We start from the raw sequence: 21,699 nt of genomic DNA on the forward strand, positions 1-21,699 counted from the left end.
TTCTGCGAGCTGACGTCGGTGGCAAATTTTAACACTTTCACAACCTGGCCGGCTTCATCAATGACGGGGTTGTAGGTGGCCTCAAGATAGATGGTCTCTCCCGATGCGGTCTTGCGCTCAAATTGCCCGCTTAAAAAAGTTCCTCCCTTTAAACTCTGCCAAAAATTTGGATTTTCTTGATAAAAATTATCGAAACAGAACATTCGGTGGTGTCGACCCTTGATATCGCTGAGGCGATAACCCATAGCACGGAGGAAATTCTCATTTGCATGCAGGATGTCACCGTTAGGTGTGAACTCGATCTCCGCCATCGAGCGGGAGATGGCTGCATGGACGGCTCTTAGTGAGAGTAACTCGTTTTCTCTCTGAGTGACATCTGAGCCAATCTTAATGATTTCAATAACTTTTCCATCTTGATTTTGAACTGGAATATAAGTAGCCTCAATCAATACTAAGTTACCGTCTTTGCGCAGCCGCCTAAATAAACCTGATTGAAGATGGCCGTCAGCCAATTTCTGCCAGAAGCGCGAATAATCAGCTGTGTTAGCATAATTCTTTTCGCAGAAAATTCTGTGGTGCTGCCCTGCTATTTCTTCGAGTTTGTAACCAAGCATCTCTAGAAAGATATTGCTCGCATAGATTACGCTCCCGTCTGGCCTGAATCTGATTTCCGCGACATTTCGACTTATTGAATCAAGCTGCCGCTGTAGTTCTGAGAGCTTATTTTCTGTGTCCAGCAGTTGTTTGTTTTTATTGAAAAACATAATCATTACCTTTGTGCAAATAAAATAATACTTGGGGCCCAATTTATACTGTATCGGTTAGCGCAACCGCTTCTTGAGAGCATAGCTCTTTATAGTTGGAAAATTAGCGATTTGCAGCCATGTGTCATATTGAGCTATGCCTCAACCTGGCGTCAGTGTCGTTTTCAGAAGACGACCGCACCATCTGACTGGATGTAACGCCTGGTGTGCATACGGCTCCTGACAGCCCAATATCAGGAGTCGTCTGCACCAATCTCGACTATGCTCAATACTCGTGTGCACCAAAGCGAGGTTTGGGCATGACATCAGACACTCCACCGATTGCCGCGCAAGGCGTGGCCACCCTGCCCGACGAGGCATGGGCGCAAGCCCGGCACCGGACGGAAATCATCGGGCCACTGGCAGCGCTTGAGGTGGTCGGGCATGAAGCCGCCGATGAGGCAGCCCAAGCGCTGGGCCTGTCCCGGCGACAGGTATATGTCCTGATCCGTCGCGCCCGGCAGGGTACTGGCCTGGTAACAGACCTGACGCCCGGCCGATCCGGCGGCGGCAAAGGCAAGGGGCGCTTGCCGGAACCGGTCGAGCGCATCATCCGCGAGCTGCTGCAAAAGCGCTTCCTGACCAAGCAGAAACGCAGCCTGGCGGCGTTCCACCGCGAAGTCGCGCAGGCGTGCAAAACCCAGAAGCTGCCGGTGCCGGCGCGCAACACCGTGGCCCAGCGGATTGCCGGACTACACCCGGCGAAAATAGCCCGCAGCCGGGGCGGGCAGGACGCTGCCCGTCCCTTGCAAGGCGCGGGTGGCATTCCGCCCGAAGTCACCATGCCGCTGGAACAGGTGCAGATCGACCACACCGTCATCGACCTGATCGTGGTCGACGAGCGCGACCGGCAACCGATTGGCCGCCCATATTTGACCCTCGCCATCGACGTGTTCACGCGCTGCGTACTCGGCCTGGTGGTCACGCTGGAAGCGCCGTCCGCCGTCTCGGTCGGCCTATGCCTCGCGCATGCCGCCTGCGACAAGCGGCCCTGGCTGGAAGGGCTGAATGTGGAAATGGACTGGCCGATGAGCGGCAAGCCCAGGCTGCTCTATCTGGACAACGCGGCCGAGTTCAAAAGCGAAGCGCTGCGCCGTGGCTGCGAACAGCATGGCATCCGGCTGGACTATCGCCCACCAGGCCAGCCGCACTACGGCGGCATCGTGGAACGGATCATCGGCACGGCGATGCAGATGATCCACGACGAATTACCGGGGACGACCTTCTCCAATCCCGGCCAGCGCGGCGAGTACGATTCCGAGAAGATGGCCACCCTGACGCTGCGCGAGCTGGAGCGCTGGCTCGCGTTGGCGGTAGGCACCTATCACGGCTCCGTGCACAACGGCCTGCTCCAGCCGCCGGCCGCGCGCTGGGCCGAGGCCGTGGAGCGCGTTGGCGTCCCGGCCGTCGTTACCCGCCCCACCGCGTTTTTGGTCGATTTCCTGCCGGTGATCCGCCGCACCCTGACCCGCACCGGCTTTGTCATCGACCACATCCACTACTACGCCGACGCCCTCAAGCCGTGGATTGCCCGGCGCGAGCGCTTGCCCGCCTTCCTGATCCGGCGCGATCCGCGCGACATCAGCCGCATCTGGGTACTGGAACCGGAAGGTCAGCACTATCTGGAGATCCACTACCGCACCTTGTCCCATCCGGCCGTCACCCTCTGGGAACAACGCCAGGCGCTGGCCAAATTGCGTCAGCTCGGGCGCGAGCAGGTGGACGAGTCGGCGCTGTTCCGCATGATCGGGCAGATGCGCGAGATCGTGACCACCGCCCAGAAGGCCACGCGCAAGGCGCGGCGCGACGCTGATCGCCGCCAGCACCTCAAGACGTCGGAGCCACCGGCCAAGCCCATACCGCCGGATGTGGACATGGCTGACCCGCAGGCAGACAACCTGCCGCCGGCCAAACCGTTCGATCAGATCGAGGAGTGGTAGCCGTGGACGAATATCCCGTCATTGACCTGTCCCACCTGCTGCCAGCGGCACAGGGTTTGGCCAGGCTGCCGGCAGACGAGCGCATCCAGCGCATTCGCGCCGACCGCTGGATCGGCTACCCGCGCGCGGTCGAGGCGCTGAACCGGCTGGAAACTCTGTATGCGTGGCCGAACAAGCAACGCATGCCAAACCTGCTGCTGGTCGGCCCCACCAACAACGGCAAGTCGATGATCGTCGAGAAATTCCGGCGGGCGCACCCGGTCGGCACCGACGCTGACCAAGAACATATCCCGGTGCTGGTCGTGCAGATGCCGTCAGAGCCATCGGTGATCCGCTTCTATGTCGCGCTGCTGGCTGCGATGGGCGCGCCGCTGCGCCCGCGCCCACGGCTGCCGGAAATGGAGCAACTGGCGCTGGCCCTGCTGCGCAAGGTCGGCGTGCGCATGCTGGTGATCGACGAACTGCACAATGTACTGGCTGGCAACAGCGTTAACCGGCGCGAGTTCCTCAACCTGCTGCGCTTCCTCGGCAACGAGCTGCGTATCCCCCTGGTCGGGGTCGGCACGCGCGAGGCGTACCTGGCCATCCGTTCGGACGATCAGTTGGAAAACCGCTTCGAGCCGATGCTGCTGCCGCCGTGGGAGGCCAATGAGGACTGCTGCTCGCTGCTGGCCAGCTTCGCGGCGTCACTCCCGCTACGGCGGCCATCCCCGATTGCCACGCTGGACATGGCCCGCTACCTGCTCACCCGGAGCGAAGGCACCATCGGCGAGCTTGCACATCTGCTGGTGGCGGCGGCCGTCGCCGCCGTGGAGAGTGGCGAGGAAGCGATCAACCACCGCACGCTCAGCATGGCCGACTACATCGGCCCCAGTGAGCGGCGGCGACAGTTCGAGCGGGAACTGATGTGAAGTCCGCGCCGCGCTGGCCGCTGCATCCGGCACCCAAGGAAGGCGAAGCCCTGTCCTCATGGCTCAACCGGGTCGCCGCCTGCTACCAGATGGACGTGCACGAGCTGCTGGCCCACGATCTTGGTCACAGCCAACTTGATGACCTGGATACCGCACCATCCTTGTCGTTGCTGACGGCGCTCTGCCAGCGCAGTGGCGTCGAGCTGGAGCGGTTGCGCAGCATGAGTCTTGCAGGCTGGGTGCCGTGGCTGCTCGACAGTCTCGACGATTCGGTACCAGCAGCCTTGGAAACCTATACATTCCAATGCGCGGTGCTCCTGCCCAAGCGCACCCGCAAGGTGCGGTCCATCACTCGCTGGCGTGCCTGGCTACCGAGCCAGACGATTCGCCGGGCGTGTCCGCAGTGTCTGAACGATCCAACGAATCAAGCTGTGCTACTCGTCTGGCAGCTCCCCTTGATGCTGAGCTGCCCGCAGCATGGCTGCTGGCTGGAGTCCTACTGGGGCATGCACGGCCGGTATCTTCAGTGGGAAATCGCCGATGCTGCGCCGCGCCCTGCCGATGACGCAATCGCCTGCATGGACCGGCGCACCTGGCAGGCGCTGACGACGGGTTTTGTGGAGCTGCCGCGTCGGCGTGTCCACGCCGGCTTGTGGTTCCGGCTGCTGCGCACCCTGCTTGATGAGCTGAACACGCCGCTCTCGCACTGCGGCAGTTGCTCGGCGAGCATCCGCCATGTCTGGGAGCGCTGCGGCCATCCGCTGCGCGCCGGGCAGAGTCTGTGGCGTCCCTACGAGATTCTGGCCCCGGCGGTGCAGTGGCAGATGCTGGAGGCGGCGGCCACCGCCATCACGCTGATCGAGTCAAAGGCGCTGATCCCGCGCGGGGAACAGGCCGCGCTGTTTCAGACGGAGCCGCACACTGGTTTCACCAACGGCCTGCCGGCGAAGGTGCCGAAGCCGGAACCCATCAACCACTGGCAACGAGCAGCCCAGGCCATCGATGAGGCCATCATTGAAGCGCGACACAACCCGGAGACGGCCCGCTTGCTGTTCACACTGGCGTCCTACGGGCGACGCGACCCCGAATCCCTGGAACGTTTGCGCGCCACGTTCACCAAGGAGGGCATCCCGCCGGAGTTTTTGTCACATTACGAGCCTGAATGGCCGTTTGCAGGTCTTAGACTAAATGACGGGTTAAGTGACAGTTTTTGACGGCGAGAACTTTCTGGCTCACACTGTCACATAATCGAACGTATATGTGACAGGTACGACATGCTGATAGGCTACATGCGGGTATCGAAGGCGGACGGCTCCCAGGCTACCGATTTGCAGCGCGACGCGCTGATTGCCGCCGGGGTGTTGCCGCTGACCGAAAACTGACCCAGTAGAGGCTGTTCTGCCGACTGAAAACTGACCCAGGTGTTCAACTGCTTCTGCTCAATTTTTGAGCAGGAGAACACAGGGTGATCAGTATGGAAATGATGGGCAAAATTCGCCGGATGTATTTCCGCGACAAGCTGTCGCTGCATGAGATAGCCAAGCGCACCGGGTTGGCGCGCAACACGATTCGCAAGTGGGTCAGAGCACCTGAGGCCAAGCCGCCGGTCTACCAACGCCGCGCGATCTTCAACAAACTCAGCCCTTTTCACGCCACGCTGGAGCAGGCGCTAAAAGCCGATTCGCTGCGGCCCAAGCAACAGCGGCGCAGTGCCAAGGCGCTGTTGGCGCAAATCAAAGCCGAAGGTTATGACGGTGGCTACAGCCAGCTCACCGCGTTTATCCGTGCCTGGCGAGGGGGACAGGGCAAGGCGTCGCAGGCCTTTGTGCCGCTGACCTTTGCTCTTGGCGAGGCGTTTCAGTTTGACTGGAGCGAGGAAGGCTTGCTGGTCGGCGGCATTTACCGGCGTATGCAGGTGGCACATCTGAAGCTGTGTGCCAGCCGTGCGTTCTGGCTTGTGGCGTATCCGAGCCAGGGCCATGAGATGTTATTTGACGCCCATACACGCTCGTTCGGCTCCTTGGGCGGCGTGCCGCGCCGGGGCATCTACGACAACATGAAGACCGCCGTCGACAAGGTCAATAAGGGCAAAGGCCGGGCGGTGAATGCGCGCTTTGCGGTGATGTGCGCGCATTACCTGTTCGATCCGGACTTCTGCAACGTCGCCGCTGGTTGGGAAAAGGGCATCGTTGAAAAGAACGTGCAAGACAGCCGCAGGCGTATCTGGCTAGACGCCCAGGACTGCCAGTTTCACTCCTTCGAGGAACTCAATGCCTGGCTGGGCCAGCGCTGCCGCGCGCTTTGGAACGAGCTGACGCACCCTCAATACAGCGGGCTGAGTGTGGCCGAAGTGCTGGAGTTGGAGCGCGCTGAACTGATGCCTGTGCCAGCGCCATTCGACGGTTACGTCGAGCGGCCTGCGCGGGTCTCCAGCACCTGCCTGGTCAGCGTCGGGCGCAACCGCTACTCGGTGCCGTGTGAGTATGCGGGTAAGTGGGTCAGCAGCCGTTTGTATCCGACGCGAATCGAGGTGGTGGCTGACGACGCGCTGATCGCCAGCCATGTCCGCTTGCTGGATCGCGACCAGGTCAGCTATGACTGGCAGCACTACCTCCCGCTGATCGAACGCAAGCCCGGTGCGCTGCGCAACGGCGCGCCCTTTGCTGATCTGCCGGCGCCGCTGCGTCAGCTTAAGCACGGTCTGGGGCGTCATGCCGGCGGTGACCGGATCATGGCGCAAGTTCTGGCTGCCGTACCGGTCGCCGGGCTCGATGCGGTGCTGGTGGCTGTTGAGCTGGTACTGGAAAGCGGCAGCCTGAGCGCCGAACACATCCTCAATGTCGTGGCGCGCCTGGCCGCGACCGAACCACCACCCAGCGTCGAAACCCACTTGTCGCTCAAGGAAGCCCCCGTCGCTAACACGGCGCGCTACGACCGCCTGCGTGGCCAGACCGAGGAGATCGGTCATGCGTGATTTGATGGCGGAACTCAAGGAGCTGCGCCTGCACGGCATGGCCACGGCCTGGGCGGAGTTGACTGCGCAGGGTGAGTCGAACACAGCCTCGTCCAAGTGGCTGCTCGAACACCTGCTGGAACAAGAGCACACAGATCGCGCCATGCGCTCGGTGAGCCACCAGATGAACATGGCCAAGCTGCCGATGCACCGCGACCTGGCCGGCTTCGACTTCAGCGCCTCCAGCGCAGACGCTCGTTTGATCAGCGAACTGGCCAGTCTGGCCTTTACCGACACCGCGCAGAACGTGGTGCTGATCGGTGGGCCTGGCACCGGTAAAACCCACCTGGCCACTGCGCTGGCCGTGTCCGGCATCACCCGGCACGGCAAGCGCGTGCGCTTCTACTCCACGGTCGATCTGGTCAATCTGCTGGAGCGCGAAAAGCACGACGGCAAAGCCGGGCGGATCGCCCAAGCTCTGCTGCGCATGGATCTGGTCATCCTCGACGAACTGGGTTATCTGCCCTTCAGCCAGGCCGGCGGTGCGTTGCTGTTTCACCTGCTATCCAAGCTGTACGAACACACCAGCGTGGTGATCACCACCAACCTGAGCTTCGCCGAATGGTCGAGCGTGTTCGGCGACGCCAAGATGACCACCGCCCTGCTGGATCGGCTGACCCACCACTGCCACATCGTCGAAACCGGTAACGAGTCCTATCGCCTGCAACACAGTAGCTTGGCGGCCCAGGCCAAGATCAAATCACGGGAGCGAAAGCGTAAGGGCGGCCAGGAACCGGAGGACGATGAGCCGTTCTGATTTCATGGCGACGACGGCCTGCTACATGGCTGCGTGTGGCAGGTCTTAAACAACTGAACTGGGCTAGCGAAGGAGTGGGGGCAACAGCAGCTGCGCTGGTAGACTTATCCACAGTTGCTGGTAACAAAATCAGCAATCCGCCCTGGGTCAAATTTCAATCGGCAGGGTGGGGATGCGGACAAAAACTTGGACTGGTTATGCCGCTAAGCCCAGGCTTTCACGATACTCAATGGGACTGAGCGCGCCGAGGGAAATCTTTATACGTTTTTCGTTGTACCAGCGAATGTATGAATCCAAGGCCTGAATGAACTGCTCGATGCTCGTTGACTGCCAGTTGCGAGGATAGAACAGTTCCGTTTTCAGTCGGCCGAAGAAACCTTCACAAGCCGCGTTGTCTGGTGAGCAGCCTTTGCGCGACATCGAACGAATCAGCTTCGCATCAGCGATGCGCGATAACCAGCCGGGCCAGCGGTAGTGAGCGCCACGATCGGAGTGAACAACAGGCCGTTTATCGTTACTGGCCACCGTTTCGATAGCTGCATCCAGCATCGTGTTCACAAGCTCGGCGTCGGGACGCGTGCCGATCGACCAACTGATTACCTTCCCATCGAAGCAGTCGATCATGGGGGACAGGTACACCTTGCCTGCCGGGATCTGGAACTCCGAGATGTCGGTCAGCCATTTCTCATTCGGAGCTAGGGCCGTGAAGTCGCGGTTGAGGAGGTTTTCCGGCGCCGGACTGATCTCCCCGAGGTAGGAACCGTATCGACGCCGTTTCGGCTTGGCGACGACTAGGCACTCCTGCTTCATCAAGCGCTGCACCACCTTCTCTGAAAGGCGCACACGCTGCCTGCTCAACGAAGCTCGCATCCGACGGTAGCCATAGCAACGATGATTGCGCTCGAATATGTCCGCCATGGCACGACGCACTTCGGTGTACTTTTCCGCGACCTGCATTCGGGCTCGATGATAGAAATAGGAGCTTCGGGCCAAGCCCAACGCGTCAAGCAGCTCTAGCAAGGAGTACCTATGCCTAAGGGCATCAGCCAGCAATGTCTTCTCCCGATTGGTCAGGACTTGCCGGTTGATGCCCGTCTCTTTTTTTATGAGTTCATTCGCCCTCATCAACAGGTCATGTTCAAGCTGCAAACGGCGAACATCGAGCTGGAGAGATTCGAGTTGCCGCTGCAACTCCTCTCGTTCCGGTGACGATGAGGGTTCAAGTCGACACTTCATGGATGGGGATACCTCTGGGCCGAGTAGCTGGTTTTTCCAGTTGTACAAGGTCGGCCTGCACACGCCCAGCTTTTGAGCCAGGGCTTTCGCACTTTCTTTTCGCGTGCACAGCGCGATGACCGCTGCCTGCTTCACCGCTGGCGGCCGGGCTAACCCGTCTGATCGACTGACAACACGCGTATGCAACTCGGGGTGCATTTCGTAAATCCAGGCACGCAAAGAATCCCGCGCGGGGTAGCCCAACGCCTTGATGGTAGCGGCGATGTTGCGACCGTATTCGAGATAGTGCTCGACAGCCTTTTCCCTTTGGGCCGGTGAGTACTTCGACTTCGAGTTCTCGTAGCAACGCGGCAGGTCGAGGCATCGCTCATACTCTGCGTGCCAGCTCTTCAAAGAGTTCTTCGTCGGGTAGCCCAACTGACGAATAGTTGCCCCGGTTCGCTTGCCCAGTTTGATGTAGAGCTTGACCGCTCGGATACGGTCTTCGTATGAATACATGAACTACCTCCAGGTAGTCCAAGATTTCCGCCGCATCCCCGGTGGGTCAATTTTCCATCAGCGCCAACACACTAAGCAACCATCAGAAAATTTTGACTGTACGCCAAAAAATTCGCATCTACCAGCATCTAAACAGGCGTTGCAGGGCAATCGCATGAACGCCTGCCGATTTGAATGAGTCCTTTCCCAGCGGGCATCCTGAGCGCCTCTCTACTCAGGATGCCCTGCAATGTCGCATCACATACCAATCTCCGATGTTCTGGTCGCCATCAATGATCCCCGTCAGCAGGGCAAGATTCGTCACGACCTGGTCGAAACACTGGTCGTGGCTATCTGCGGCGTGCTTGCCGGCGCTGACACCTTCATCGAAATCGAACTCTGGGCTGAGCAGCGGCTGGACTGGTTCCGCCGTATTCTGAAACTACCCCACGGCATTCCCTCACACGACACCTTTGGACGGCTATTCAGCCTGATCGATCCAGAGGAGTTCGAGCAGGCCTTCCGCTGTTGGGTTGCGGCGATCCTACCGGCCCTTTCTCCGCAAGTGGTTGCCCTAGACGGCAAGACCAGTCGCCGCTCCGGCAAGAAAAACACGGCCCCGTTGCACCTGGTCAGCGCTTTTGCGGCTGATTCAGGGCTGATTCTCGGGCAGAGGGCGACCTCCCAGAAGTCCAACGAGAAGACCGCCATTCCTGAGCTGCTGGCCACACTGGCGCTTGAGGGCTGCACCGTGACGATCGATGCCATGGGTACCCAGCCGGACATTGCACAGGCCATTCTCGATCGCGGGGCGCACTATCTGCTGGCCATCAAGGGAAACCAGCCGAAGCTGGCCGAAGCGATCGATGACTTCGCTGACACCTTTTTGGACGGCGATCCTGCCCGGGTACCCCATGCGCACTTCGAGCATGTCGAGAAGGACCATGGCCGGCTGGAGGTTCGTCGCTGCCATGTTTTCGACCAACTCCAGTGCCTGCCACAGCCAGAACGCTGGCCAGGACTGCGCACTTTCGTGATGCTGGAGTCCGAGCGGACTGTGGGCAACCAGACCAGCCTGGAGCGCCGTTACTACATCAGCAGTCTTGCTCCGGATGCAGAGCGCATCGCACATGCCATCAGGGCGCACTGGGGCGTGGAGAACCGCGTCCACTGGTGCATGGATGTCATTTTTGGTGACGATCAGATGCGGATCCGAACCGGGCATGCTGCCCACAACATGGCCGTTCTCAAGCAACTTACATTGAATTTGATCCGGTTGGATCCGGTCAAGCGCAAGGGTGGCATCAAGGCACGAAGGCTGATTGCTGCAACCTCTGATGATTATCGGGCTGAACTATTAGGTCTCAGGTGAGCTTCATGCGATTGCCTTGACAGGCGTTGTTGATTATCATAAAACACTGACACTGTATTATATAATCGTGCTTTTGTGTTATTTTTTTAATATTTACTGATTACGTACTTGCTTAACCACTCAGTTGCGCTAGAACTAATAGACGCGAAATTTAAATCTCTAATTTTCCAACACTTAGTAAAACCTCGTTTGCCATCCCACTACCATTGTAGGAGCAAATCAGGAGACATAAAAAATTAGCGGTAGCGTGCCTGGCCCTCTAGATAAGTATTGGAGACTGTAATGAAGTTTGAAAAGTCACAGACAGCAATCGACCACCTGACTCCCGAGCAACACCGAATTACCCAGGAGGCGGGCACCGAAAGGCCCTTCACGGGCGAGTACAACGACAACAAGGAGCCTGGCATCTACGTCGACATAGTGTCGGGAGAGCCACTGTTCGCTTCGACGGACAAGTTCGATTCGGGTACTGGCTGGCCCAGCTTCACCAAGCCGATCGTTTCGGCAAACGTGAACGAGGTGCGGGACAGCGCACACGGCATGGTCCGGACGGAGGTCAGGTCAGTACACGCAGACAGTCATCTCGGCCATGTGTTCCCCGATGGTCCTTCCGACCGCGGCGGTCTGCGGTACTGCATCAACTCAGCGTCCCTTCGCTTCATCCCGCGCGACGAGATGGAGTCCGAGGGATACGGTGAATATCTCGATCAAGTAGAGGAGGCTTAACATGCATCAGCGCGCTGTTCTCGCAGGAGGATGTTTCTGGGGCATGCAGGATCTGATCCGCAAGCGGCCCGGCATCATCTCGACCCGTGTGGGTTACACGGGCGGCGATATTCCGAACGCCACGTATCGTAATCACGGCACGCATGCCGAGGGGATCGAGATTGTCTTCGACCCGACAGTGACGAGCTACCGGAACATCCTGGAATTCTTCTTCCAGATCCACGATCCGACGACGCTGAACCGCCAGGGCAATGATCGTGGGCTCTCCTACCGGTCGGGCATCTATTATGTCGACGAGGAGCAGAAGCGCGTCGCCGAGGATACGATCGCCGATGTGGATGCCTCGGGGCTGTGGGATGGCAAAGTGGTGACCGAGGTCCAGCCGGTCGGCGAGTTCTGGGAGGCCGAGCCCGATCACCAGGATTATCTGGAGAAGCGCCCGGGCGGCTACACCTGCCACTTCGTCCGTCCCGGCTGGGTGCTTCCGAAGCGCCAAAAGGTTGACGACGTACAGCCAGCGGCCGGGACCGCGGCGGAATAGGCTTCACTGCCGTTGCCACTGCGCCGATCCGGTCCGCAATCTTCGTGACCGCGTCGTTCAGCGACGCGGTCATCGAACCCTACTTCAGAGTGACGGCTCGTTCCAGTCAGTCGCCATCGCAACACCAGGATCGCAGATTTATGCCAGACCTCTCGTCCTTTCCGATCACGCAGCGCTGGCCGGCATCTCATCCCGATCGCCTGCAACTCTACGCAGCCCCTACGCCCAATGGCGTCAAGGTCTCGATCATGCTTGAGGAGACTGGCCTGGCGTACGAGCCCCACCTGATCGACATCTCGAACAACGAGTCGAAGGATCCGGCGTTCGTGTCGCTGAACCCGAACGGACGCATACCGGCGATCATCGATCCGGCTGGCCCTGACGGTAGACCCATCGCCTTATGGGAATCCGGTGCGATCCTCCTCTATCTGGCCGACAAGACGGGTCAGTTCATCTCCACCGAACCAGGCCAGCGTTACGAGACCCTAGCGTGGGTGTTCTTTCAGATGTCGGCCATCGGGCCGATGTTCGGTCAGCTCGGCTTCTTCCTGCGATTTGGCGGCAAGGACTATGAGGACAAGCGGCCGCAACAGCGCTTTATCGACGAATCCACGCGTCTGCTGGGGATTCTGGATCGCCGGCTGGAAGGCCGCGACTGGATCGTCGACGACTATTCGATCGCGGACATCGCGACGCTCGGCTGGGTGAATGCGCTGGTGGAATTCTACGCTGCGGGTGACATCCTTGGCCTCAGCAGCTTTTCGAACGTCCGCGCATGGCTTGGACGCGGGCTGGCTCGACCGGCCGTCCAGCGTGGCCTCCACATTCCCGCGAGGCCAGCATGAGCATCATCGCCGCCTATTATTACAACGAAGGCAAGCGAGTTCGCGAAATCGCGCTCGATGAGCACGTCAAGTTGGGCGAGAGTCGCTCGGGCTTCTGCTGGATCGCGCTTAGCGAACCCACCCCCGAGGAACTACTCGCGATCCAAAGGACATATAATCTTCATCCGTTGGCGATCGACAACGCGATGCACCCGCTGTGCCCGCCCAAGCTCGAGGTCTACAACGATGAGTTGTACGTCGTCGCGCAGACCGCCGAGCTGGTCGGCGACCGGATCAGCTACGGCAAGATGGCGATCTTCACCGGTCACAATCACCTTATCACCGTGCGGCACGGCAATGCCGGAGCGCTGGGCAAACTTCGGGAGCAACTCGAGGCATCGCCGACGCAGTTCGGCAAGGGTGTCGACTATGTGCTGCACGCGATCTTGCATCGCGTGGTCGACCAGTATCTGCCCATCTTCGAAATGATCGAGGACGACGTCCTGGCGATGGAGCGACGGTCGCTGCACGATTTCCTCGGGCCAGAAGAGGTGGCGCGAATCTTCGAACTAAGGTCCGAACTCACGCGGTTCCAGCGCACGCTCGGGGCTATGGCCGAGCTGGTGCGAAAGCTCGTTCGCGGCCACTTTCCCTGCATCAGCGCCGAAATGACACCATATTTCCACGACGTCGCGGACCATGTCCACCGCGTGCAGTCCATGGTCGACGGCCTCCTGCTTGTCCTGTCCACGGTCTTTGAGGCCAGCAGCCTTCTTGAAGCGCAAAGGACGGGGGTGATCACCCGCCAGCTGGCGGCTTGGGCGGCAATACTGGCAGTCCCGACGGCGATCGCTGGAATATACGGCATGAACTTTAAGCACATGCCGGAGCTGGACACGGCCTACGGATACTTTGTCGTGCTCGGAGTGATAGCGATATCGTGCGTTTTCCTATTTGTGCGCTTCAAGAAGGCTAAGTGGCTGTGAATACTGCCCATCGTTTTCTTCGCCGTCATCTGACGGTTACAGCGGGCCTTATACGGAAGCTTGTCCAATCCAACTCAAGATGAAGGTGCGTCCATGACATAGCAGCTGACCGACGCTCTACAAGCAGTTCAGTCCTTCATCGCCAAGGGCTAAGACCGCGAATAGCGCGTCAAGGACAGCAATCTCGTCGATCTCGAGCCAGGATCAACCATCGGTCCGTGCGGCATCTGCGTCGACGCGGCGTTTCGCCTCGGAAGCGGTGATGATGGCGATAACGCCTCCACCCTCTACGCGATCACCGATCCGGCGACCGAGCATAAGGGCCTGTTGATCGACGTGTTCGATGAAATCTGCTACCGCGACCCAGTTCAAGAGTCGGGACCTCAATGTAGAAGAAGTTGACTAACGAGCATTCGCGTCATCCGATCAAGCAAGCTGGAGACATTTATGAAAGCCATTGGTTACAAGGTTCCGGGACCCATCGCCGCGGATGCCGCGCTGGTCGACATCAATCTGCCTCGGCCTGTCGCTGCAGGATACGATATCCTGGTTGAGGTGAAGGCCGTCTCGGTCAACCCGGTCGACTACAAGGTCCGCAACAGCACGCCGCCGGCAGATGGCGATTGGAAGGTGCTGGGATGGGATGCCGCCGGGATTGTGCGCGAGGTCGGCCCCGACGTCACGCAGTTCGAGTTAGGCGACGAGGTCTATTATGCCGGATCGATCACACGGCCCGGTACCAATGCGGAGTTCCATCTCGTCGACGCCCGGATTGTCGGTCACAAACCTGCGTCGCTCTCCTGGGCGGAAGCGGCGGCGCTGCCGCTGACGACGTTGACGGCCTGGGAGGCGATGTTCGACCGCCTGGACGTGGCGAAGCCCGTACCCGGTGCGGCGGAGGCGATCCTCATCATCGGTGGCGCGGGCGGGGTTGGGTCGATCGCCGTCCAGATCGCGCGACAGCGCACGGACCTCACCGTCATCGCCACAGCCTCTCGACCGGAAACCCAAGAGTGGGTAAGAGGGCTTGGAGCTCACCACGTCATCGACCATTCTCGTCCGCTCGCGCCACAGATCGCCGAACTCGGCATCGGTGCTCCCGCTTTCGTCTTTTCGACCACACATACCGAGCAACATGTCGCCGACATCGCCGAACTGATCGCCCCACAAGGACGGTTCGGACTGATCGACGATCCCAAGGCATTCGATATCATGGTTTTCAAGCGCAAGGCGGTGTCGATCCACCACGAGCTGATGTTCACGCGGTCGATCTACGGCACGCCCGACATGAATGAGCAGGGCGAGATTCTGGATGCGATGGCAGCGCTGGTTGACGACGGCAAAATCCGCACGACGCTGACCCGGCGACTGTCGCCGATCAATGCCGCCAATCTGAAGACGGTGCATGCACTGATCGAAAGTGGCGCGGCTAAAGGCAAGATCGTCCTCGAAGGCTTCTAACGACCGCGATCGCCAAACATCTTGTCCAACCTCAAAAAGCCGAACGGGTTATGCCCCAGCGATGAGAATCCCATGACCAAATCTATTGCCACCGCCTCGATCAACCGCGAAACCGCAGTCGCCCTCATCGACGCGGCGCTCGCTGCGGCCCGTGCCATCGGCATCCCGGCTGCCGTCGCCGTCGTCGACGCCACCGGTAACCTGCGCGCGTTCGAGCGCACCGACGATGCGCCGTTCCTTACCGTCGATGTTGCCATCGACAAGGCCTGGAGTTCCGCCTCGTTTGGGTTCCCGACCCATGTCTGGAACGACTATGTGACCAACGATCCAAAAGTGGCGCCGCTAGCCTATCGCCCTCGGATGGTCGCTGTCGGCGGCGGTTATCCGATTCTGGAGGATGGGAAGTTGATCGGCGGCATAGGCATCTCCGGAGGCAACTATCAGCAGGATCAGGATGCGTGCGTCGAGGCACTCATGAAAATCGGGTTCCAGTTGCCAGCCTGACGACTGTGAGGCCATCACCGGTGGTAATGGCCAACAGATCCAACCTTTGAGAGGCCTAATGATGGAAGCGTTCGTCGTCTTTACGCGGGAAGAAACCAGCGACCCACATGCACTCGCAACCTATTCTGCAGGCGTCGGACCATCGTTCGATGGTCACGACGTTACCTTTCTCGCCGCTTATGGCGCGATCCAGCATTTGGAGGGGCCGCCCATCGAAGGGGCCGTAATCTTGCGTTTCCCGACGATGCAGGCCGCTCGCGACTGGTATGACAGTCCCGCCTACCAAACCATCGCTGCTCAACGCTTTGCCGGTTCCCGTTACCGCGCCTTTATCATTGAAGGGCGGCGGTGACATACCGACAGAAGCACTTCGGCGCTGACCACGAGGTATCGGCGTGTGAACTCGCATCTTGGGAATCTGTGGGGGGGACCAAGACAGCGGCGCTAGGGGCTCATATCGTCGATCGGATCAGAGAGTTGCTCGGCGAGAATGGGTTATCTATTGCCGAGCTGACGGAGCGGAGCCGCCCTCTCCCAACGGATTGATTCAATCGTTGACGCTCCTCCTATCCGGATCCGGGTTTTCGCACGCTGATCAACAGAGTTACAGCGCGCAACGCCTGTAGTGGGCATCAGGGGATGGGTGGCAATCAGGATGATTGCCCACCTTCCAACGATTAACCTTGCTCAAGTTGCTTCACTAGTCGCTCCGCGTCGAGATGGAAGTCCGAGAAAACAATGCTACCGCCAGCGTCGATAACCGTAAACCACGGAGTTCCTCGTGTGCGGTAGTCTTCCATGAAGGTTGGAAACGGCGAGCCGGTCGGTTGCTCGTCGTGACCGAAAACGATAGGAAGCTCATACTTGAGCTGGTTCACGCGCAACTTCTCGAAGGTATTCTCATGCGTTCCTTCGAAGACGGTCTGGATCACTGCGAACCCCACGTCTTTTGAGCTCAACGCTGCATGCAACTTTTGTAGCGTCGGAAACCCATGCAAATGGCAACCTTGGCACCAATGCTGGAAGGCAAACAAGATTTTCGGGCCGGGCCCGATATCTGACAGTTTGAACGGCGCGATACTTTCCCCATCTTTGCCAATCCATTTTTGCACCCGCAGCTCAGGCGCTTGTCGTTCGATCTCGTTCATCTGATCCTCCAACCCCGATACAGAAGCTTAGTGGATGATCGCGCGTCGCGACGGTGCGCGAACGTCCGACCTTATTTTCCCTATTTCCTGAAGCCAGAATAGATCAGATCGACATTTCGTCCTTAATATACTCAAGCTGCCGGCGAGCGCGAACTGGGCAACCATGCGCTGGTGAGCCTTGAGCTTTGCACGCTGCCCATCCGTTTGAGAGCGAACCTGCAACTTCCGCTCCGCATACCGCAGATCAGCGTACGCAGCCTTGGGGTTATCTACCCTATAGCCATTGGGTATTGGGAATCATGCTGGCCTGACGCTATGTTCGATACGCGATTTTTTACGATGATAGAGCATCTGTATCTGATTTTTAGTCGATTGGCTTATTCGGCGGATGTGCGGGCAAATGCTTTACGCAGAGTACTGAAATGAAGGCCGGCTTCGGTCTGCCGTATCGAGCAAGAGGGGTCACTATGGTCACCAGAGGTTTCACCGGTCGCGGTTCAGGCGACCAGTCCGATCGGATTCCGCCAGGTCAGCATCTGGTGGAGGATTTCCCTGTTCTGTCGGCCGGCCCTACGCCGAGGGTAGAGCCCTCCGACTGGAAATTCACAGTCAAAATTGGTCCGAAGCCCGTCAAAACGTGGAATTGGGGCGAATTCAACACTCTACCAAAGACCCAGGTGACAAAGGATATTCACTGCGTCACCTCTTGGTCCAAACTGGATACCGTTTGGGAGGGTGTACTCATTGAAGACATCCTTGCAGATGCAGAGCTTGATCGGCCTACCGATTTCGTCTTGGCGCACTGCTACGATAATTATTCGACAAACGTCCCTCTGACGGATCTGCTTTCCGGGAAAGCGATGGTCGCCCTCAGTTATGCGGGCAAGCCACTTTCCCGCGATCATGGGGGGCCGGCGCGTCTTCTAGTGCCGCACCTTTACTTCTGGAAATCCGCCAAATGGGTGAATGCGCTGCAATTCACGACGCGTGACGAGGCCGGCTTTTGGGAGCTGCACGGCTATCACATCTACGGCGATCCGTGGCGCGAACAACGATACACCCATGACTGAAAACGAAGCGCAAGTCCGTTCGTGGCAATCATGCGTGATCGACGACATCATCCAGCAAACACCGAGTATCAAGAGCTTCTTCCTTCGGTTGAGCAAGCCGTTCGCGCACACCGCAGGTCAGCACGTCGATATCCGGCTGACCGCGCCCGACGGCTACAGTGCAATGCGCAGCTACTCGATCGCGTCATCGGCAGTTTCGACCCCGATCGTCGAGATAGCTATCGAGCGCATGCCGGATGCCGAAGTTTCGCCGTTTTTTCACGACATCGCGGCGATTGGTGACGAAATCGAAGTTCGCGGTCCGCTCGGTGGCCATTTCCTTTGGCCTGAGCCTGCCATAGATCCGGTTCTGTTGATCGGGGGAGGCTCCGGCCTCGTGCCGTTGATGGCAATGATCCGGCAGCGCCGCGCATTGGCCCAAGCCGTTCCGACAGCGTTGCTCCTGTCCGCACGAACCGCCGAGGACGTTCTCTTCTCAGAAGAACTTCATTGCATCGAAATCAGCGATCCGGCGTTCGTCCTGGCGCTCGCGATTACGCGCGAGAAACCGGTTCGCGCATCGGACTTTGCGCGACGGATCGACGGCATGATGGTCCAAGAAATTCTAACCAGGCTTCAGGGAAAGCCGACGCAAGTGTTCGTCTGCGGGTCTAACGGATTCGTCAACATCGCAACCGATAGCGCGCTGCTGGCGGGCTTGGACGCCTCCATCATCAAGACGGAGCGCTACGGGGGCTAGCGGCGCGAGCTATCTCACGTCGCGCCGATCGTAGACGTGCGCCCTGGGAAGCTTTGGCGATCAACGTGAACCGTTTTGCCGAACACAGTCTTCGTACCCCCCGGCCTCTAGAACGCCTTCGCTCGCGATACCTGGCTCGACATCAAGCTCAATTTGAAAGTTCCTGCACTATCCGTCGTCCTGATATGCTCGACCAGCATGATGGGCGATTCGAGCGGGACCGCTTCCGTCCCAATCGAGGCTCGGTTACCTTAGAGCATCGGCTCGGCGCTACAGGAGGCGCGTGCGGCCTCTGCCTGGCGGTGAAAGCACTTTGGGCCATGTCGCCTGGATAGCGGCCAATCGTCAGCATCTGCTCCGATGTCGGCCAAGGTGCAGTCGCCATCTTTGAACGCCGCGAATTGGAGATCAACGCCATGACAGCGATCCGCGTGCAACTGCCGGAGATGCAATATGACAACTGATGTATTGCTGTACACCACGAATTGGTGCCCGTTCTGCCGCCGAGCGAAGGCGCTCCTCAAGGAAAAGGGCGTGCGATGGAAGGAGCTCGATATTGAGGCGGATCCGGCTCACCGGCAGGCCATGGCGGAAGCGTCGGGGCGAAGCTCCGTGCCGCAGATCTTCATCAATGGCACCCTTATCGGTGGCTCCGATGAGCTATTCGCGCTCGATGTCAGAGGCGAGCTCGACAAACTTCTCGGGCGCAACCCGCCTGCCACCTGAGGAGGTGCGGCTTGGGGCAGCCAGCCCGCGAGCCTTCGCCGGTTGATGAATACAAAAGGAGAGTCCGTTGGTCTCAGCCATCTGGAAAGACACTACTATCGCCACAAGCGACGAAACAGTCATCGTCGAGGGAAATCACTACTTCCCACCGTCAGGAGTCGACCTGAGCCTGCTTGAGATGAGCCCGCACACATCTGTCTGTCCGATCAAAGGCGCCGCGCGCTTCTTTCATGTTCGCGCGGGTGACGCGCTCAACGTGAACGCCGCTTGGACCTATCCCGCCCCCACTCCGGATGCCGAGGGTATCCGGGATTACATCGCTTTCTGGAAAGGCGTGGACGTTGCCTAGCAGACTGGACGGACGACTTCGCTGATAGCCATGCGGGCGCCGACATCTCAATTATCCTGCCCACCCCGGGCCTCGTCGGCTGCAGGAATCTGCCCGGCACCTTAGCGCGACCCGGCACTGGCGGTCTCGCACCCGCCGCGCCTCTGTTCTATCAATAAGGATGGATGACATGGAGCATTCCGAGTTCGATGCCGCTTTCGCGAAGCTTGCGGAGGGATACAGAGAAGGGACTTATGAAGGCCGGCGTTTCAGCTTGATCGTCCGGCGATCTGGGGACGGACGTCGCAACAGTCTGTTCGCCAGGGAGTTGGACGGGACTGACATTGTCAGCTTCAACCTCTTCCGCGTTACATCAGATAGGACATTGTTGAAGCCGTGCGAAATGTCCGCCGAAAAGGTCGTAGCGTTCGTGCTGGAGTTCCGACCGGACACCTGACGGGCAGAAGAAGATCCCGGCCAACCGGCGCGCCTGCGACGGCCGGCTATCTAAGGCTGCGCAAGCCTATAGCCGCAGCTCATTGCACTTCGTCTGGCGAGGAATTCAACATCGATACGTCGCCATCCGCGGGGATATCGGTACAGGCGCCCGTGTAAGCCAGATTGAGAAATCCTAAGCGATGACTAACACCAATGACGCCACCCTTCCGACACATTCTATTCTTGAGGAATGCACAGCGATGGCTGTCGTCAACGCTCTGAAGATTATTCTGAAGAACAGCTACGCGATCTACCTTAAGACAAAAAATGCCACTCGGGCGCATCCCGCCCCTACTTCAGGGACTTTCACTTGCTTCTCGCTCTGTCACTCACAGCATCGGCACGCCCATGACGCATGGTATCCAGGCCTCATAATTTTCCCATATAACCTTCTTGTCTTTTGCGCACCCAGAAAGACTCGAGGCTTTAACTGGACAGATGAGCCCTCGAGGGTAGTGTTCACCTGATTGGCTTTCTCATATCTGATGTTGATTCGCACAGTGTGCCAACCAGGTGATAGTTTCAAAAAACCTGCGCTTCAGAGCGAATTAGACGATCTTCGATAAGAGCGATCCGCCTCAAAATCCAAAACATCTAACATTGTCCTAGAGCCATATTTGTACCTAGTACTATGGCGCTCCCATTAACACATTTGATGATGCACAGAAAACTTAGCTCATGATAGCTTTCAGCTAACAGCTATTCGGAAGCCCGAAAGGATTCAACCGTTTAAGCGTGAACCGTCGATTATAAATACTTTCGTAAGTTAGCTTTAAAGGACGCTTTTAGTCCTTGTAAATACGCATTACGACTCCACAGCTACCAAATCCATACGGCGCCAGCAACCATTAAAACACCCGACACTACTAAAACAATAGTAGAGGCGCGATTGCTGCCTTTCAAAGTATGACCAACACCCACATCCATAACTAGGTGTCGAATTCCGGCTACGAGATGATAAATAAATGAAGAGTATACCAACCAGAAACTAACTTTGCCGAAAGGTGAAGAAAAAATCTCCTTGACTTCATTAAAACCCTTTTCTGACTCCAACGATTTGCTCAGCATATACAGTATCAGTCCCAGAAAAATAAAGAGCATAATTCCTGAAATCCGGTGCAGAATCGATGTAAGCGCCGTGAGAGGAAGCTGAATGGTTCGAATATCAAGATTAACCGGCCGCTTTTTATTCATTTTGACTCCAGTCAACAATTCTAGTGGGGGATTTCAGTTTTCGATCTCATTCATCATAGCAGCTGTAACTAAGGCTGGCGGCGACAATAATGGAGATATTCGGGGCTTACGTTGCATTTTGAGGTCGCAAGTGCATGTGCGTAAATTGAAGCAAATTGCAAGGTTATGCCCAATAGGTAGCTAGCTTATTAATTTAACAAAAGTGACGTGTGTCGTTCTGCAGGGCATGCTGTTCCCCAACCCTGGAAAACCTATCCTCTTTAACACGTCAAAGTCGATTGATAGGCTTGCTGCAACAGCTATCTGCCCGGTTGAAGTCGAAGATCGATGTATCTGTAGGGTTTGGAAATAAATGCGGGCGCCCACCGCACTCACGGCTCAGTTACCATTCTTTGTGCATCGCGGCCGCGCGGCTAGTTGGTAGCTGTTCTAAGCCTAGTCAGTG

22 protein-coding genes and 1 pseudogene are annotated in these 21,699 nt (G+C 58.2%); 18 read left to right on the forward strand and 5 right to left on the reverse strand.

The annotated features are described in order from the left end of the window. Positions 1-5: 5 nt before the first annotated feature. A pseudogene (locus P5706_RS37335) lies at positions 6-770 on the reverse strand (PAS domain-containing protein); the annotation flags it as partial. A gap of 293 nt (positions 771-1,063) precedes the next feature. Between P5706_RS37335 and P5706_RS32610 the strand changes: the two are divergent. The 5 genes from P5706_RS32610 (at position 1,064) to istB (ending at position 7,424) form a co-directional block, all read left to right on the forward strand. Continuing rightward, positions 1,064-2,743: a TnsB C-terminal domain-containing protein gene (locus P5706_RS32610; RefSeq protein ID WP_034011913.1), complete on the forward strand. Its 1,680-nt coding sequence runs from the start codon at positions 1,064-1,066 to the stop codon at positions 2,741-2,743. A 2-nt stretch (positions 2,744-2,745) separates the two neighbouring features. Continuing rightward, the gene (locus tag P5706_RS32615) at positions 2,746-3,654 is read left to right on the forward strand and encodes a TniB family NTP-binding protein (protein ID WP_003465065.1); all 909 of its coding nucleotides are present in this window, start codon (positions 2,746-2,748) and stop codon (positions 3,652-3,654) included. Continuing rightward, complete coding sequence (locus P5706_RS32620) at positions 3,651-4,868, forward strand: TniQ family protein (RefSeq protein ID WP_054471483.1); 1,218 nt, start codon at positions 3,651-3,653, stop codon at positions 4,866-4,868. The genes P5706_RS32615 and P5706_RS32620 overlap by 4 nt, the downstream gene beginning before the upstream one ends. A gap of 260 nt (positions 4,869-5,128) precedes the next feature. Then, on the forward strand, positions 5,129-6,628 hold the full coding sequence (istA, locus tag P5706_RS32630) for an IS21-like element ISPst3 family transposase (protein ID WP_024012635.1): 1,500 nt from the start codon (positions 5,129-5,131) through the stop codon (positions 6,626-6,628). Continuing rightward, complete coding sequence (gene istB / locus P5706_RS32635) at positions 6,621-7,424, forward strand: IS21-like element ISPst3 family helper ATPase IstB (RefSeq protein ID WP_010454871.1); 804 nt, start codon at positions 6,621-6,623, stop codon at positions 7,422-7,424. The genes istA and istB overlap by 8 nt, the downstream gene beginning before the upstream one ends. 195 nt (positions 7,425-7,619) lie before the next feature. On the opposite strand, the gene P5706_RS32640 is transcribed toward istB, so the two are convergent. After that, positions 7,620-9,158, reverse strand: coding sequence for an IS3 family transposase (locus tag P5706_RS32640; protein WP_039615185.1), 1,539 nt, complete (start codon positions 9,156-9,158; stop codon positions 7,620-7,622). Positions 9,159-9,387: 229 nt separating this feature from the next. On the opposite strand from P5706_RS32640, the gene P5706_RS32645 reads away from it, so the two are divergent. The 5 genes from P5706_RS32645 (at position 9,388) to P5706_RS32665 (ending at position 13,586) form a co-directional block, all read left to right on the forward strand. Continuing rightward, positions 9,388-10,509, forward strand: coding sequence for an ISAs1-like element ISPa60 family transposase (locus tag P5706_RS32645; protein WP_010455375.1), 1,122 nt, complete (start codon positions 9,388-9,390; stop codon positions 10,507-10,509). 282 nt (positions 10,510-10,791) lie between these two features. Then, positions 10,792-11,235, forward strand: a complete 444-nt coding sequence (gene msrB / locus P5706_RS32650) for a peptide-methionine (R)-S-oxide reductase MsrB (RefSeq protein ID WP_003464965.1) — start codon at positions 10,792-10,794, stop codon at positions 11,233-11,235. A gap of 1 nt (position 11,236) precedes the next feature. Further along, positions 11,237-11,776 (forward strand): peptide-methionine (S)-S-oxide reductase MsrA, encoded by a 540-nt coding sequence (msrA, locus tag P5706_RS32655; RefSeq protein ID WP_003464967.1) that lies wholly within the window; start codon positions 11,237-11,239, stop codon positions 11,774-11,776. 140 nt (positions 11,777-11,916) lie between these two features. Next, positions 11,917-12,621: a glutathione S-transferase N-terminal domain-containing protein gene (locus P5706_RS32660; RefSeq protein WP_003464969.1), complete on the forward strand. Its 705-nt coding sequence runs from the start codon at positions 11,917-11,919 to the stop codon at positions 12,619-12,621. Next, positions 12,618-13,586, forward strand: a complete 969-nt coding sequence (locus P5706_RS32665; RefSeq protein WP_003464971.1) for a magnesium and cobalt transport protein CorA — start codon at positions 12,618-12,620, stop codon at positions 13,584-13,586. Before P5706_RS32660 ends, P5706_RS32665 begins: the two co-directional genes overlap by 4 nt. A gap of 204 nt (positions 13,587-13,790) precedes the next feature. Here P5706_RS32665 and P5706_RS32670 read toward each other — a convergent pair whose 3' ends face one another. After that, positions 13,791-13,958 carry a hypothetical protein gene (locus P5706_RS32670; protein WP_016487060.1) on the reverse strand — a complete coding sequence of 56 codons (168 nt, stop codon included), beginning with the start codon at positions 13,956-13,958 and terminating at the stop codon, positions 13,791-13,793. 75 nt (positions 13,959-14,033) lie between these two features. Here P5706_RS32670 and P5706_RS32675 point away from each other — a divergent pair, with 75 nt between their 5' ends. The 3 genes from P5706_RS32675 (at position 14,034) to P5706_RS32685 (ending at position 15,903) form a co-directional block, all read left to right on the forward strand. Then, on the forward strand, positions 14,034-15,047 hold the full coding sequence (locus tag P5706_RS32675; protein ID WP_002118279.1) for a zinc-binding alcohol dehydrogenase family protein: 1,014 nt from the start codon (positions 14,034-14,036) through the stop codon (positions 15,045-15,047). Between the two features lie 72 nt (positions 15,048-15,119). Further along, complete coding sequence (locus P5706_RS32680; RefSeq protein WP_005006001.1) at positions 15,120-15,551, forward strand: GlcG/HbpS family heme-binding protein; 432 nt, start codon at positions 15,120-15,122, stop codon at positions 15,549-15,551. 58 nt (positions 15,552-15,609) lie between these two features. Beyond that, positions 15,610-15,903 (forward strand): DUF1330 domain-containing protein, encoded by a 294-nt coding sequence (locus tag P5706_RS32685; RefSeq protein ID WP_010591688.1) that lies wholly within the window; start codon positions 15,610-15,612, stop codon positions 15,901-15,903. Between the two features lie 325 nt (positions 15,904-16,228). Here the strand turns inward: P5706_RS32685 and P5706_RS32690 are convergent, their stop codons facing one another. Beyond that, a complete protein-coding gene (locus tag P5706_RS32690; RefSeq protein WP_003464979.1) occupies positions 16,229-16,699 on the reverse strand; it encodes a TlpA family protein disulfide reductase in 471 nt (156 codons plus the stop codon). 422 nt (positions 16,700-17,121) lie between these two features. On the opposite strand from P5706_RS32690, the gene P5706_RS32695 reads away from it, so the two are divergent. The 5 genes from P5706_RS32695 (at position 17,122) to P5706_RS32715 (ending at position 20,019) form a co-directional block, all read left to right on the forward strand. Continuing rightward, positions 17,122-17,769 carry a sulfite oxidase-like oxidoreductase gene (locus P5706_RS32695; protein WP_002118288.1) on the forward strand — a complete coding sequence of 216 codons (648 nt, stop codon included), beginning with the start codon at positions 17,122-17,124 and terminating at the stop codon, positions 17,767-17,769. Then, a complete protein-coding gene (locus P5706_RS32700) occupies positions 17,762-18,508 on the forward strand; it encodes a ferredoxin reductase (RefSeq protein ID WP_002118292.1) in 747 nt (248 codons plus the stop codon). Before P5706_RS32695 ends, P5706_RS32700 begins: the two co-directional genes overlap by 8 nt. 453 nt (positions 18,509-18,961) lie before the next feature. Then, on the forward strand, positions 18,962-19,234 hold the full coding sequence (grxC, locus tag P5706_RS32705; RefSeq protein ID WP_005005995.1) for a glutaredoxin 3: 273 nt from the start codon (positions 18,962-18,964) through the stop codon (positions 19,232-19,234). A gap of 67 nt (positions 19,235-19,301) precedes the next feature. Then, complete coding sequence (locus P5706_RS32710; protein ID WP_003464986.1) at positions 19,302-19,583, forward strand: DUF427 domain-containing protein; 282 nt, start codon at positions 19,302-19,304, stop codon at positions 19,581-19,583. Positions 19,584-19,752: 169 nt separating this feature from the next. Further along, positions 19,753-20,019, forward strand: a complete 267-nt coding sequence (locus P5706_RS32715) for a hypothetical protein (RefSeq protein ID WP_003464988.1) — start codon at positions 19,753-19,755, stop codon at positions 20,017-20,019. Positions 20,020-20,879: 860 nt separating this feature from the next. Here P5706_RS32715 and sdhC read toward each other — a convergent pair. Further along, positions 20,880-21,254, reverse strand: coding sequence for a succinate dehydrogenase, cytochrome b556 subunit (sdhC, locus tag P5706_RS32720; RefSeq protein WP_005005993.1), 375 nt, complete (start codon positions 21,252-21,254; stop codon positions 20,880-20,882). Positions 21,255-21,699 lie beyond the last annotated feature (445 nt).

Source organism: Pseudomonas sp. ChxA, assembly GCF_030263855.1.
Taxonomy (GTDB): Bacteria; Pseudomonadota; Gammaproteobacteria; order Pseudomonadales; family Pseudomonadaceae; genus Aquipseudomonas; species Aquipseudomonas fluorescens_CB.

Excerpts from the sequence above, each read along its gene's own strand:
- P5706_RS32715 (WP_003464988.1), top strand. The coding sequence starts at position 19,753 with ATGGAGCATTCCGAGTTCGATGCCGCTTTCGCGAAGCTTGCGGAGGGA.
- istA (WP_024012635.1), top strand. The coding sequence starts at position 5,129 with ATGGAAATGATGGGCAAAATTCGCCGGATGTATTTCCGCGACAAGCTG.
- P5706_RS32640 (WP_039615185.1), bottom strand. The coding sequence starts at position 9,158 with ATGTATTCATACGAAGACCGTATCCGAGCGGTCAAGCTCTACATCAAA.
- msrB (WP_003464965.1), top strand. The coding sequence starts at position 10,792 with ATGAAGTTTGAAAAGTCACAGACAGCAATCGACCACCTGACTCCCGAG.
- P5706_RS32690 (WP_003464979.1), bottom strand. The coding sequence starts at position 16,699 with ATGAACGAGATCGAACGACAAGCGCCTGAGCTGCGGGTGCAAAAATGG.
- P5706_RS32665 (WP_003464971.1), top strand. The coding sequence starts at position 12,618 with ATGAGCATCATCGCCGCCTATTATTACAACGAAGGCAAGCGAGTTCGC.
- P5706_RS32610 (WP_034011913.1), top strand. The coding sequence starts at position 1,064 with ATGACATCAGACACTCCACCGATTGCCGCGCAAGGCGTGGCCACCCTG.
- istB (WP_010454871.1), top strand. The coding sequence starts at position 6,621 with ATGCGTGATTTGATGGCGGAACTCAAGGAGCTGCGCCTGCACGGCATG.
- P5706_RS32680 (WP_005006001.1), top strand. The coding sequence starts at position 15,120 with ATGACCAAATCTATTGCCACCGCCTCGATCAACCGCGAAACCGCAGTC.
- P5706_RS32700 (WP_002118292.1), top strand. The coding sequence starts at position 17,762 with ATGACTGAAAACGAAGCGCAAGTCCGTTCGTGGCAATCATGCGTGATC.
- P5706_RS32645 (WP_010455375.1), top strand. The coding sequence starts at position 9,388 with ATGTCGCATCACATACCAATCTCCGATGTTCTGGTCGCCATCAATGAT.
- sdhC (WP_005005993.1), bottom strand. The coding sequence starts at position 21,254 with ATGAATAAAAAGCGGCCGGTTAATCTTGATATTCGAACCATTCAGCTT.
- P5706_RS32660 (WP_003464969.1), top strand. The coding sequence starts at position 11,917 with ATGCCAGACCTCTCGTCCTTTCCGATCACGCAGCGCTGGCCGGCATCT.
- P5706_RS32675 (WP_002118279.1), top strand. The coding sequence starts at position 14,034 with ATGAAAGCCATTGGTTACAAGGTTCCGGGACCCATCGCCGCGGATGCC.
- P5706_RS32695 (WP_002118288.1), top strand. The coding sequence starts at position 17,122 with ATGAAGGCCGGCTTCGGTCTGCCGTATCGAGCAAGAGGGGTCACTATG.
- grxC (WP_005005995.1), top strand. The coding sequence starts at position 18,962 with ATGACAACTGATGTATTGCTGTACACCACGAATTGGTGCCCGTTCTGC.
- P5706_RS32685 (WP_010591688.1), top strand. The coding sequence starts at position 15,610 with ATGATGGAAGCGTTCGTCGTCTTTACGCGGGAAGAAACCAGCGACCCA.
- msrA (WP_003464967.1), top strand. The coding sequence starts at position 11,237 with ATGCATCAGCGCGCTGTTCTCGCAGGAGGATGTTTCTGGGGCATGCAG.